This window comes from Spiroplasma endosymbiont of Sarcophaga carnaria (genome assembly GCF_964019595.1).
In the GTDB taxonomy this organism is placed as follows: Bacteria; Bacillota_I; Bacilli_A; order Mycoplasmatales; family Mycoplasmataceae; genus Spiroplasma; species Spiroplasma poulsonii.
Genome location: NZ_OZ026456.1, coordinates 989,808 through 1,003,395, shown reverse-complemented (window position 1 = coordinate 1,003,395; position 13,588 = coordinate 989,808). Strand labels below are relative to the sequence as shown.

Below are 13,588 nucleotides of genomic sequence, written 5' to 3'. Positions count from 1 at the left end.
GGCACTAGCTCCCGCAAACCCTAACCTTCCCAACTTTTTATTTTATTTATTAACGCTTTTGACGTAAACGTTCATTATCACGTTGCTTAATTAGTTCTCGTTTATCATAATTCTTCTTCCCACGAACTAGAGCAATTTCCAATTTAGCATAATTATTTTTTAAATACAACTTTAATGGAACCATTGTTAGTCGTTCTAATTTAATTCGTTGCAAAATCTTTTTAATTTCAGATTTATGTAAAAGTAGTTTTCTGGTACGATCAGCATCAGGAACATAAGCTGTTGAAAATTTATATTGTGCAATCACCATATTAATAACAAATGCTTCCTTTTTACGAATAATAACAAATGCTTCATTAATTAAAACATCATTATTTCGAATTGATTTAATTTCACTTCCTGTTAAAGCAAGGCCCGCTTCATAAGTTTCAATAATTTCATAATTATACCGTGCACGCTTATTAATTGTAATTATTAACATTATGATCAACTCCTTGCTTAATTAACTAATTCAAAATCAATTTGTCGTAATTTCTTGCTTGCTTTTTTAACTCTTATCCGAACTTTTTTTCCTAAAAAATATTCTTTTCGTTTTCGTTCTCCAACTAATTTTAAACTTTTTTCATCAAAAGGATAATAGTCATCATTTAAATCAGTAATGTGAACCAATCCTTCAATCGTATTTGGTAACTCAACAAAAATTCCAAATGCCGTTACACCAGCCACAATTCCATCATATTGATAACCAATTTTGCTTTCCATATACTCTGCTTCTTTCATCTTATCAACTTCTCGTTCACATTCCATTGCTCGTAACTCTGCTAATGATGATTGCTGACTGGCATGGCCAACCAAAGCGCGTGTTTGTTCCAAATCAGTAACTTTAACTTTTGCCTGAAACAAATATTCTTTTAATAATCGATGGACAATTAAATCGGGATAACGCCGAATTGGAGAAGTAAAATGCGTGTAACACCACGACGCTAATCCAAAGTGGCCATCATTAATTGGAATATACTTAGCTTTTTCCATACTGCGTAAAACTAATGCTGAAATAACTTTAAAGTTTTCTTTGTCTTTTAATTTATTTAAAATTTGTTGTAAATCTTTAGAATGAATATTTTCCATTTTACCTTTAATATTTAATCCCAAATAAGACAACTGGGTATACAAATCAAATAATTTTTTTGGTTTTGGTTTATTATGGATACGATAAACAAATGGTAAATCCATTCAGTAAATTGTTTCAGCAACAGTTTTGTTTGCACGAATCATAAAACTTTCAATTAACTTTTCAGCATCCGCACGTTCAATAGTAATGATATCTTTAATTTTACCATTTTTATCAACAATAAATTTCGGTTCATCTAAATCAAAATCAACAACACCATCTTGTTGTTTTTTTCTTGCTAAAATTTGGTACAACTGATGGGCCAAAGAAAGCATCTCTGTTAACGCAAGAGGAATTTGGTTTTTTTCATTTTGAAAAAATTTATTAACCTCATCATAAGTTAACCGTGCTTTTGAAATGATAACAGATTCATAAATACTTGAAGTAACAACATGCCCTTGTCCATCAATTTCCATTTCACAAGTTAATGTTAAACGTGATTCAAACGGATTTAACGAACAAATACCGTTACTTAATTTTTCTGGTAACATTGGCACAACCCGATCAATTAGATAAATTGAACACCCCCGGTCAAAGGCTTCTTTATCAAGGGCACTATTCGAGGGAACATAGTGTGCAACATCAGCAATTGCAACTGATAGTAAGTAATTCCCGTTCGCATTTTTCTTAACTAAAATTGCATCATCGAAGTCTTTTGAATCATTACCGTCAATTGTTACAAACATTTCATTTTGTAAATCACGACGTAATTTATTTTTTAATGCTTCTGTTACATCAAGCTCTTGTTTAATTTGGTTGGCCTCACGTAAGACTTGCTCATTAAATTTAGTGGGAATATTGAATTCATGTAAGACTGCTAAAACATCAACACCAACTTGATTAGCATTGCCAATAATTTCAGCAATCTTAACTTGCATTAAATTGGTCTTACTATTAATATTGACAATGCTCCCTTTAATAATTGTATTTTCAATTGCTTCTTTAAAATTAATAATTTCAGCACGATACTGTGTTAATTTATTATTTAAAATTTCTAGATACTTTTGATTATTACGATTTTTTTTAACAACTCCAACAACATATTCATTATTTCGTTTAACAACTTTAATAACTTGTGCTTCAATTTTTCTGGCATTATTATTAGGTTTATGTTTTTTTAAAACAAATAAAACAGAATCTTGATCTAATGCATTATTTAAATCATCTTGCTTAATAAAATACTCTTCTTGGCCTTCGCCAATTTTAACAAAACCAAATCCTTTTTTATTAACACTTACAACTCCTTGTAAATAAACTTTTGGATCTAAATAGTAAAAACGATTGTGGTTTGCAACCGCAATAATATTATCATTTTCTAGTTCAACTAAAGTTTTTAACATCATCTTATTATCATCAATATTATTAATTGCCAATAGTTGTGCTAATTCAATTGTATCAATCGGCTTTGCTTGTTTTTTTAAAATCGCAATGATTTGATCATGCATACAACTTCCCCCTAAATGAAAAAAGAGACATTTTTAAATCTCTTTAAAATTAATGCCATTATTAGTAATCTACTTTTTTAAAGTAACACTTTGGTCAATAAACTTATCAACAATGTAACAATTAATAATGTTGATCCAAAGCTTAACATAAAAATTGATAATGTACAGTCTAATCCTCTTTCTTTACTATTAGCAAATAATTCATCATTACCACCGTTCAAAGCGCTTAAACCAGTTTGGGCTTTTTTGTTTTGCAGCAACCCAATGATAATCATAATAATTGAAACAATTAATGCCACAATTTCAAAAACATAGATAACCGTATTAGCTGTTTGTGAATCAATTGCTAAAAGCATCATACTTGATAGGCTCATTAAAACCGTCCTCTCTAACTTAATTTATGTCCTTATTAATCATACTATAATATCAAGAAAATTATAGCATTTTAACGGTAATTTTTAATTATTTTGTTCAAGTTTATTTAAATAATGATAAATTCCACCGGCATTATTACTGCCCGCAACATCAAAAGCTAGTTTTAATACTTCCGTTGGGGCATGTTCCATTGCAATAGCGTATGGCAAAACTTCAAAAGCAGAACGGTCATTATAATTATCACCAAAGTATAAAACATTTTCAATTTTAATATTTGTCTTTTGGGTCTGGTTTAAAATATCAACTAAATGCAAAATTGCTTCACCTTTGTTTGATTGAACATGAACAATATCACAACCATAATCTGATAATTGCTCAACATTAATATTTTGCATTTGCTTCAACACCTGAAACATTTCGTGAAAAACTGTTCGCGACAGATGTTTTGCAACAATTTTATTTGCGCGTTTAATTTCATCAAACTGAAATGGTTTTGCTATTTTCATTCCATCTAAAAAAGCGCCTGGCTCGGACTTCGCTTTTAAAAGGACTTCACCAGCACAATAAAAAGTATTATCATTTTCATATGAAATAGTAAACTCACACTGGTATTCTAATAAAATTGTAACAACAGCACGAACATCATCAACAGTCAATAAATTACTATAAGCAATTTTGTTATTTTTCGCATTGTAAACTAATGACCCATTTGCTCCAATGACATATTGTGAATAATCCTTAATTTTTAATGCTGTTGTATAATTATCAAATCCCAACGGCATTCGTCCTGAAGCAATTGAAACATAAACCCCTTGTTCTTGCAAAACAATTAATTTATTTTGAACAATAACGGGTAACTCTTGGTGATCGGTAATTAATGTTCCATCAACATCAGTTACAATTAACTTAATTTCGTGATCATTAATTTTTAACATTTGGACCTCATTTTCTATTTTAAAATAGTTTGATAAAGGTAATCTGCAATTCCTGCCGCATTATTATCTTTACTCGTAACAGCTGTTGCAACTTCTTTTAATTGTTGTGTCGCATTAGCTAACGCGATGCCATATTTTGCATTTTTAATCATTTCATAATCATTCATTTGGTCACCAAAACACATAATTTCATCTCAGTCAATGTGAATATTTGCATTATCTTTCAACGCCGCCGTTAATCGCAAGATTCCTTGCCATTTATTAACATTCTTTGGAATAATTTCAATAAAACGATAGCCAGTAACCTCCGTACGTAACGTGGCACTAACAGCAACTTGTTGACGTAATCAATTTTGTTTTTCTTCATCATGACAAGAAATAACAACTTTGCGCATTTGCGGAATGTTATTTCAATCAAATAGTTCTGGTTTTATATCACTGTTACGAAATAAAAAAGTATCTTCTGTGATAACATTTTTCCGTGAAACAAAAGCCTTTTGTTCATCAAGAGGAGCTAAATAAAAATCATAACCAAATTTTTTGACAATTGCCATTGCTCATAACGTATCTTCATATGAAATTATTTCATCATAAACATACTCATTAGTTTTTAAATTTAAAACAGCACCACCATTACTACCAACAACATACTGACAATTATCAATAATCCCCAACGTCATAGCATAATCATAGAGACTACTTGGTACTCGTCCTGATGCAATTGTTACTAAAATCCCGGCGGCTTGGGCCTTTTTTAATGCTTCAATATTAGCTAATGGAATCACTTTTTCTTTATCTGTCACTAATGTCCCATCAATATCACAAACAATCATTTTTACTGCCATAGGAATTCCCACTTTCTACTACCTATTACTTATTATCTTATCGTGTTTTTACTATAATTAACATAAAAAATCTCAAAAAGAGATTTTATTTTTTCTTATTTAATTAATAACTTCAACTTCATCAGTTAGAATTTTAACAAATTCTTGTTCAACTTGTAAAATTCCTCCCCCAATGTTTAACTTGTGCTCTTGATTATTAATTTTATATGACATTTCTGATGGAGTAAGCGTTGAAACAAGCGGAATATGACCATACAAAATTCCCATATAACCAGTAATTGTTCTTACTGTCACAATATCAACTGGATTATCAACAATTACCCCTTGTGGAGTAATAATTTTTAAAGCAATTTGATTAGCCATTTTAATTATGTTTTAAAGCAGTTGCTGCTTTAATAACCTCATCAATTGTTCCAACATATAAAAACGGTTGCTCTGGTAAATCATCATATTTTCCCGCTAAAATTTCTTTAAAAGCACGAATTGTTTCAACAACAGGAACATACTTTCCTTGTTTTCCTGAAAATTTCTCAGCAACAAAGAACGGTTGTGATAAAAAGTTTCGAATTTTTCTTGCACGGGCAACAGCTAACTTATCTTCATCTGATAACTCATCCATTCCTAAAATGGCAATAATTGATTGTAACTCTTTAAATTTTTGTAGAATCTCTTGGACACCCTGTGCAACTTCGTAATGTTCTTCACCAACTATTAATGGATCTAACAATCGTGATGAACTTCCTAGTGGATCAACCGCCGGATAAATTCCTAATGCCGCAATTTCACGATCTAAAACAACTTTAGCATCTAAGTGAGCAAACGTTGTTGCTGGTGCGGGATCAGTTAAATCATCCGCTGGAACATAAACGGCTTGAACGGAAGTAATACTTCCTTTTTTAGTGGAAGTAATTCGTTCTTGCAATGCTCCCATTTCTGTTGCTAATGTTGGTTGATAACCAACTGCTGAAGGCATACGACCTAATAAGGCTGAAACTTCAGAACCAGCTTGCGTAAAACGGAAAATATTATCAATAAATAATAAAACATCTTGGTTTTTATCATCACGGAAATATTCGGCAATTGTTAATCCCGTTAAAGCAACCCGCATACGAGCACCTGGTGTTTCATTCATTTGTCCAAACACTAATGCTGTTTTGTCAATAACACCAGCCTCAATCATTTCATAATACAAATCATTACCTTCACGAGTTCGTTCACCAACACCAGCAAAGACAGAGATTCCTCCGTGTGCTTTTGCAACGTTATTAATTAATTCTTGTACTAAAACAGTTTTTCCAACTCCGGCTCCTCCAAACAATCCAATTTTTCCTCCCTTTGCAAAAGGTACTAATAAATCAACAACTTTAATTCCTGTTTCTAAAATCTCAGCAGTTGTTTGTTGTTCTTCATAGGATGGTGCCTCACGGTGAATTGGTTGCATTAATTTTGTTTTTGGTTGCGGTTTTTCATCAATTGCTTCCCCAAGCACATTAAACATTCTTCCCAGCACTTCTTCACCAACAGGAACTGTAATTGGGGCTTTGGTATCAATAACTTCCATTCCCCGGACCATTCCTTCGGTTGGTCCTAACGCAATTGTCCGAACAGTATCATCACCAATGTGTTGAACAACTTCTAAAACTAATTTAGTTCCATTATTATCAACCATAATCGCATTGTACAATTCAGGTAAATATTCTTCGGCAAACCGTACATCAACAACAGGTCCTAATACCTGTACTACTTTTCCATTTTTCTCCATTTTTCTAATCACCTCTTAATTTTCTTGTGCGCCTGCTCCAGCAACAATTTCCGTAATTTCTTGAGTAATTGCTGCTTGACGCTTACGATTATATAATAATGATAACTTTTCTAACATTGCGTTAGCATTATCGGTTGCATTTTCCATTGCTACTCTTCGTGATGCTTGTTCAGAAACTTGTGACTCAACAATTGTTGAAAATAAAATTGTATTTAAATACATTGGTACTGCATTTTCCAAAATTATTGCTGGGTCTGGTTCAAATTCAGTAATAACATGTGGGTGTTTAGTTTCTTCTTTACTACTTGCTTTAACAATTGGCAACAATTGTAAGATGGTTGGTTCAAAAGTAACATTATTAATAAATTTTGTATAAGCAATTTTAATTTCATCATAAGTGTTACTATTAAAACCAGATAGAATTTCTTGAGCAAATTCACGAGCATCATCATATGAAAAATTAATATCAATGTCTTTTTTCGCATGCATAATTTTAAAACCTTTATGAAGATAAAATGATTCTGCTTTTGACCCAATTGCAATAATACAATCATTTGGACGCAATTCTTTTAAAACTAATTTATTAATATTAATATTATAACCACCACATAAACCAAGATTTGAATTAACAATAATTCAACAAGTTTTAATACTAGCATTAGTTGGGCCTTTTTTCTGATAAATTGAATCATCAGCTTTACTAATGATATCGTTAAAAACGGTATAAACTTCAGCAAAATATGGTTTTGCATTAGAAATTCGTTTTCCAACTTTTTTTAATTTTGCGGTAGCGACTAACTTCATTGCCTGTGTTATTTTTGAAGTTGAATTAATTGAAGTAATTTGTTTTTTTAAACCTGTTCCGACTGCCATTCTTAATAACCTTTTTTATCGTCCTAGTTTATTTCATTCTTCAATTCGCCCAAATCGTTCTGGATTATAATCTGCAATTTTGTTAGTAACTTTTTTCACAACACTAATAATTTCATGATCAATATTTGTCATTAAAGTTTCGCTATAAGCTTTTTCTTGCGCTAATTCATCATAATATTTTTTTGCTTTTATATCAAAATGTTCAATAATTTCTTCCTTAAACTCCTGAATTTTATCAACTGGAACTCAACGAATTCTTTTTTTATTAACTGCTAATAAAATAATTGCTTGGTCAATTTGTGAAAGCGGGGCATATTGTTTTTGTTTTAAAATTTCAATTACCCGTTTTCCGTGCTCTAATACTTCTTTCGTTGTATCATCTAAATCCGAACCAAATTGAGCAAAAGCTTGCAGTTCACGATATTGTGCTAATTCTAATTTTAAAGAACCCGCTACTTGTTTCATTGCTTTAATTTGCGCCGCTGATCCTACCCGTGACACTGATAACCCAGCATCAACAGCAGGACGAATTCCAGCATTAAACTGATCATTATTTAAAAATATTTGACCATCGGTAATTGAAATAACATTTGTTGGAATATAAGCAGAAATATCACCAGCTTGTGTTTCAACAATTGGCAAGGCGGTAATACTTCCACCCCCATATTCTTTTGTTACTCGCGCTGCTCGTTCTAATAAACGACTATGCAAATAGAAAACATCCCCCGGATACGCTTCACGACCTGGTGGGCGGTGTAATAACAAAGCCATTGTTCGATAAGCAACAGCATGTTTGGAAAGATCATCATAAATAATAATAACATTATCGCCTGATTCCATTCATTCTTCTCCAATTGTCACACCAGTATAAGGCGCTAAATATTGCAATGGTGCTAATTCACTTGCTGTTGCTGAAACAACAGTCGTATATTCCATCGCCCCTGCTGCACGCAGTTTTTCAACAATTTGAGCAACAGTTGATGCTTTTTGTCCGATTGCAACATAAATACATTTTACATGTTTTCCTTTTTGATTTAAGATTGTATCAATTCCAATTGCTGTTTTTCCGGTTTGACGATCACCAATAATTAATTCCCGTTGCCCTTTTCCAATTGGAATCATCGCGTCAATTGTCATAATTCCTGTTTCCATCGGTTGGTCAACTGATTTTCTAGTCATAACTCCTGGCGCAATTCTTTCAACTGGTCTTGTTTTTGTTGCTTTCAATGGTCCTTTTCCATCAATTGGTTGACCTAAAGCATTAACAACACGACCCAATAGAGCATCGCCAACAGGTGTTTCAACAATTTTTCCTGAACGACGAACTTGGTCACCTTCACGGACAGTTGTATCATCTCCCATTAATACAGCACCAACAGCACCTTCTTCTAAATTTAGCACCATCCCATAAATTTCGTTTGGAAAAATTAATAACTCACTCATCATCGCATTATCAAGTCCATCAATTAAAGCAATTCCATCGCCAACGGTAACAACAGTTCCTTCTTCATGAATTTCAATTTTCTTTCCATATTCTTTAATCTGTTTTTTAATTATTTCAGAAATTTCATTTATATTTAAAGCCACTTTTTCCACCCCATCTTCTATTTATTATGTATTGCTTTTTGGCGCATTGTTTCTAATTGGCCCGCAATCGAACCATCAATAATTTCATGTTTAATTTTAACGCGAACACCACCAAGTAATGATGGGTCAATTTTATTAACTAATTCAATATGATATCCAAATTTTTTACTTAATTTATTCTCAATTATTTCAATTTGTTTTTTTGTTAACGGTTGTATTGAAAAAATATTACCATATTGAACATCATAACTAATATTAATAATTTTTCGCAAACGCTTAAAAATTCTTCGAACATAACAAAAGGCTTCTCGGTCAATTAATAAAAAAAGCGCATTTAGAATTAACGGATCAACCGCCTTCTGAAATGGTTTCGCTAATATTTTTTTGCGTTCTTCTTTAGTAATATAAGCATTCATCATTAATTTAACATATTCTGGATCTTGTTTAAATAATTCAACAATCATATTACTTACTTCTAAATAATGATCAAGTTTTTTTGTTTCAAGCGCTAAATCCATTAAAGCAGCAGCGTAATTATCAATAAATTTTTCACTAACTAACATAATGTTCTAGTCTAAATCCTTAATAAAATCTTCTACTAATTTTTCATTTTTTTCTTTTGTTATTTCGTTTTCTAATAATTGTTCAGCTGCATTAAACGCAATATTAATAATTGATTTTCGAATATCATCTTTATATTGTTCTTTTTCTTTTTGTATTTCTTTATGTGCTTGTTCATTTAAACGAACTACTTCCGCTTTTGCTGTTTCTAACACTTGATGTCGTTTTGTTTCTGCTTCAGTCCGCGCATCAGCAAGAATCCCATTAGCTTCTACTTTTGCTGTTGTCAGCAATTTTGATGCTTCTTTCTGATCAATTGTTGCTTTTGCTTGTTTATCAGCAGCATCTTGAATTAATTCACGAATTTTATTACGACGAGCACGCATTGCTTTACGAAATGGATTATATACTCATTTTGATAATAAAATTAGTAAAATAATTGTTGCAATAACATGAGCAATAAAAATTCATAAATTTGGAAATAGTTGATTAATAATTTCTGCTGGCTCAATTGGTTTTGACATTAATCATAACATAAGACATCCAAACCTTTCTGTTTTAAAATTCTTTTAATATTATTAATTATTAACCAGTAACAAATGCTAAAATAATAGCAATAACTAATGCATAAATTGAACCTGATTCAGTAATAGCAGCAGCAATAATATATTGGGTACGAACTTTCCCCTCAACTTCTGGATTACGAGCAATCGCTTCAACTGCTTTCCCCCCAGTGTATCCTTGTCCAATTCCTGAACCACAACATCCAATCGCAGCTAATCCTGCTCCTAATAAAGACATTCCTTTGGTAAACCCATCATTAATTCCTGCCATTAATCATACGCCAATCATATTTGACATTAAATCTAACATATTGTAATTCTCCTCTTCTTTAAAAATATATAATTTTATTTTAATACTTTTTTACCTATTTAAGTGGACATTTTGAACATTTTTTATTTTTTTATGTTTTTTTAATTTAATTGTTTTTTCTTTATCGGTTTTTTCATCAGTATGCATTTCCATCGCCCAATACGCAATTGTTAAGATAGAAAAAATATACGCTTGGATTAGACTATCAAAAACATCAAAATAAATACTTAAAAATGGTAAAAATACTCCCGCTAATAAATCAACTGGCCCAATATAAGGAATTTGTCCTCAAATAAAGCTCATTAAAGCGGTAAATAAAGCAATAATAACTGTTCCCCCTAAAATGTTTCCAAATAGACGAAATGAAATTGAAATTAACGGCACAAATTGCGTTAATAATTCTAATGGGTTAACAATAAATTTTTTAAAATACATTAGTTTTTGATATTTAATCCCAAAATAATATATTCCAATAAAAGTAACTAACCCCATTGATAGTGGCACTGTATAAGCTGTTGCCAGTGAATCAAATCCAACAACACTCATTAAATTACCAATACCAACATACAATAATAAGTACATAACATAAACTGTTAAAAATTTATATTTTGGTCCCATTAAGTCCACAACTTGCTTTTCAACTCATTTAATTGCAATTTCAGCAAAAAGTACTAAGTCTGTTGGAACATCAGTTGGACCAATTTTTTTTAACCTTTTATAATAACCAATTGATAAAAGCATAATAATAAAAGTAGTTAATACTATCGTTACTAGTTGCGGTAATAAAATTGTATAACTTCATACGTCCATTCCAGTTTTATTTGGATCAGGAATTAAATCCATTGCAAAAAGTTGACAAAAATTAACTTTCATCACCATTTATCCCTTCCTTTCTGTGCTTATGACTTGAAAATTTAATATTAACAAATAATGACGATAAAGGACAAAGACTAATACCCACAATTACCGTATATATACTAAAAAAACTAGTATTCTTAGCATAAATAACTATTGGTATAGAATAAATAACTAAGCGAACTAGGTACAATAAGATAAAAAAGTACTTATTTAAACTTATACTTAACAATCATCCCGAAAAGCAAATGATTAAGAAACCTATAAGAGAAAACAAATACCCTAAGACTAATCCCGAGTATAAAGTTCAGTCCTGTTTTAAAGTCAAATATATAATCGTCAATATCGCAAATATTCCTAAAAACATAATTAAATTTATTATTGACATTTTATATTCTACACCTTTAAAATGTTTTTTTCAATGTAATTTATTCTTTTTATTTAGTTCCAAAAATACGGTCTCCTGCATCACCTAGACCTGGAATAATATAACCATATCCATCTAATCGTTCATCTAAAGCAGCAACATAAATATCAATATCAGGATGATGTTTTTCAATATATGCTTTACCTTCTGGTGCAGCAACTAAACATACTAGTTTAATATTAGTTGCTCCTCATTCTTTTACCTTTTGAATCGCAAGATTAGCACTACCTCCTGTTGCTAACATTGGATCTAAAACTAAAACATTTGCCTTGATAATATTTTCTGGTTTTTTAGCAAAATACTCATGAGGTTCTAGTGTTTTTTCATCACGATATAATCCAATGTGACCAATTTTAGCATTTGGAACTAAATTAATAATTCCATCAACCATTCCTAAACCGGCTCTTAAAATTGGAAACAAAACAATATCATTCGCAATTTTATATCCTTTTGTTTTTGCTACTGGTGTATCAATTTTAAATTCCTTTAATTCAATCTCACGAAATATTTCGTAAGCCATTAATTGGGCAATTTCATCTAGATTTTCCTTAAACACCTTTGAGTTACTTTCTTTCTTACGCATCCTTGTTAATTTATCTAAAATTAGGGGGTGTTTTATTACCGTAAATGACATTAATTATTTTTCCTCCTTAATTTATTAGATTTTAACATAAATAAAGAAAAGATACCAAGGTTTAATAAACAATTACCCATAAAAATTAAAATGCTTAAACAAAAAAACTTAACAAACTGTTAAGTTTTTTGCTAAATTAAATTAAAACTAAACTCACGATTTGATATTAAACAATCAACAATCTTTTGCTCGTTTTCATCCAATTGTCCAACTCAATTACGAATGCCATCATTGGCCATTCGTTTCGTAACAATTTGTAATTCGCCACGATAGTTTTGAGCTTCATTATTTAAAATAACAACATCACCTTTCTCAAAATATTTTCCTTCAAAGTGACGAGGTGGAATATCATCGTCATGATATTTTAAGCGAGAAAAAGTACTACGAATCATATATTCTGCCAAATATGGACGGACAAAATGGACCCTTTTATCACTCAAAATTGTTTTTTCTGCTGCGGTAATTTCAACAGATGGTCTTAAATTTAACGTTATTTGAGATAAGTTAATATTATTTAACGTCATCAATTCATCATCATTTAAAAATTGTGTTGAAACAATAATATCATCAACACCTAGAGCAACAAAATGACGAACTTGAAAATCTAGTGCCAAATCACGGTGCATTTCAATACTTGGTAGTTTATCATTGTGTTGTCAAGGACCTTGCGCATCGACACGTTGTAAAGCAACAAAGGCCTGTGATAAAATCCCCGTTGCTTTCAAAGCATTCATTTTTTCAACAAAATATGATAATGAACTAGCAGTATAACGTTGTGGATAAAAATTTCAGCATGCTACTAAATTACTTTTCTTTACTTGTAAGGAAAGTAAATATGGGGTTTCCTGCGCTGGATTTGAACTATTTAAAATAATTTTAATATTCTCATGATTATGCGTTAACTTTGCAATTCCTTCAGCACTAACTCCTGCGTCAAAACGAACTCCTTTTAATCCTAATTCTGCGATAAAAAAATGCATAATTTCTTCACGATTATTCTTATCTAATTTAAATTCATCATAAACAGTATCATCGACTTCACCATAAACTTCCATTCCTAACTTGTTAGCTATCTTCGTTAAAGTTAAAAACCGTTGCAATAATTCTTTGTCATCTTTTTTAGCATTAATTAAAGTAGTGAAAATAACGTTGATCTGTCCTTTTGCACACTTTATCAAATATCCTTCTAAATCATAGTTTGCTTTAATCAAATGTGGATATAAACTAATACCAATACGCATGATA

The 13,588-nt window shown here is 31.0% G+C and carries 16 protein-coding genes; all 16 read right to left on the bottom strand.

What is annotated here, in order from left to right:
• Positions 1-49: 49 nt before the first annotated feature.
• Complete coding sequence (gene smpB, locus AACK91_RS05780) at positions 50-502, bottom strand: SsrA-binding protein SmpB (RefSeq protein WP_419335379.1); 453 nt, start codon at positions 500-502, stop codon at positions 50-52.
• Complete coding sequence (gene rnr, locus AACK91_RS05775; RefSeq protein WP_338965028.1) at positions 499-2,616, bottom strand: ribonuclease R; 2,118 nt, start codon at positions 2,614-2,616, stop codon at positions 499-501. Before rnr ends, smpB begins: the two co-directional genes overlap by 4 nt.
• A 77-nt stretch (positions 2,617-2,693) precedes the next feature.
• The gene (gene secG / locus AACK91_RS05770) at positions 2,694-2,990 is read right to left on the bottom strand and encodes a preprotein translocase subunit SecG (RefSeq protein WP_338965025.1); all 297 of its coding nucleotides are present in this window, start codon (positions 2,988-2,990) and stop codon (positions 2,694-2,696) included.
• An 84-nt stretch (positions 2,991-3,074) separates the two neighbouring features.
• A complete protein-coding gene (locus AACK91_RS05765) occupies positions 3,075-3,926 on the bottom strand; it encodes an HAD family hydrolase (protein WP_338965023.1) in 852 nt (283 codons plus the stop codon).
• A gap of 14 nt (positions 3,927-3,940) precedes the next feature.
• On the bottom strand, positions 3,941-4,771 hold the full coding sequence (locus AACK91_RS05760; protein WP_338965021.1) for a Cof-type HAD-IIB family hydrolase: 831 nt from the start codon (positions 4,769-4,771) through the stop codon (positions 3,941-3,943).
• 99 nt (positions 4,772-4,870) lie between these two features.
• The gene (locus AACK91_RS05755) at positions 4,871-5,134 is read right to left on the bottom strand and encodes a FoF1 ATP synthase subunit delta/epsilon (RefSeq protein WP_127092524.1); all 264 of its coding nucleotides are present in this window, start codon (positions 5,132-5,134) and stop codon (positions 4,871-4,873) included.
• 1 nt (position 5,135) lies between these two features.
• Positions 5,136-6,533 (bottom strand): F0F1 ATP synthase subunit beta, encoded by a 1,398-nt coding sequence (atpD, locus tag AACK91_RS05750; protein ID WP_338965018.1) that lies wholly within the window; start codon positions 6,531-6,533, stop codon positions 5,136-5,138.
• Between the two features lie 15 nt (positions 6,534-6,548).
• Positions 6,549-7,406: an ATP synthase F1 subunit gamma gene (gene atpG / locus AACK91_RS05745; RefSeq protein ID WP_338965017.1), complete on the bottom strand. Its 858-nt coding sequence runs from the start codon at positions 7,404-7,406 to the stop codon at positions 6,549-6,551.
• A gap of 15 nt (positions 7,407-7,421) precedes the next feature.
• Positions 7,422-8,993 carry a F0F1 ATP synthase subunit alpha gene (atpA, locus tag AACK91_RS05740; RefSeq protein WP_338965015.1) on the bottom strand — a complete coding sequence of 524 codons (1,572 nt, stop codon included), beginning with the start codon at positions 8,991-8,993 and terminating at the stop codon, positions 7,422-7,424.
• A gap of 17 nt (positions 8,994-9,010) precedes the next feature.
• The gene (locus AACK91_RS05735; RefSeq protein WP_338965013.1) at positions 9,011-9,556 is read right to left on the bottom strand and encodes a F0F1 ATP synthase subunit delta; all 546 of its coding nucleotides are present in this window, start codon (positions 9,554-9,556) and stop codon (positions 9,011-9,013) included.
• A 6-nt stretch (positions 9,557-9,562) separates the two neighbouring features.
• The gene (atpF, locus tag AACK91_RS05730) at positions 9,563-10,090 is read right to left on the bottom strand and encodes a F0F1 ATP synthase subunit B (protein WP_338965011.1); all 528 of its coding nucleotides are present in this window, start codon (positions 10,088-10,090) and stop codon (positions 9,563-9,565) included.
• 49 nt (positions 10,091-10,139) lie between these two features.
• Positions 10,140-10,427, bottom strand: a complete 288-nt coding sequence (gene atpE, locus AACK91_RS05725; protein WP_040094327.1) for an ATP synthase F0 subunit C — start codon at positions 10,425-10,427, stop codon at positions 10,140-10,142.
• 51 nt (positions 10,428-10,478) lie between these two features.
• Entirely contained in the window at positions 10,479-11,300 is an 822-nt protein-coding gene (locus AACK91_RS05720; RefSeq protein ID WP_338966580.1) for a F0F1 ATP synthase subunit A, read from the bottom strand.
• Entirely contained in the window at positions 11,290-11,670 is a 381-nt protein-coding gene (locus tag AACK91_RS11605; protein WP_419335376.1) for an MG406 family protein, read from the bottom strand. The genes AACK91_RS05720 and AACK91_RS11605 overlap by 11 nt, the downstream gene beginning before the upstream one ends.
• Before the next feature lie 49 nt (positions 11,671-11,719).
• Positions 11,720-12,343 carry a uracil phosphoribosyltransferase gene (upp, locus tag AACK91_RS05715; protein WP_338965006.1) on the bottom strand — a complete coding sequence of 208 codons (624 nt, stop codon included), beginning with the start codon at positions 12,341-12,343 and terminating at the stop codon, positions 11,720-11,722.
• A gap of 131 nt (positions 12,344-12,474) precedes the next feature.
• Positions 12,475-13,584 (bottom strand): MupG family TIM beta-alpha barrel fold protein, encoded by a 1,110-nt coding sequence (locus tag AACK91_RS05710; RefSeq protein WP_338965004.1) that lies wholly within the window; start codon positions 13,582-13,584, stop codon positions 12,475-12,477.
• Between the last annotated feature and the right edge of the window lie 4 nt (positions 13,585-13,588).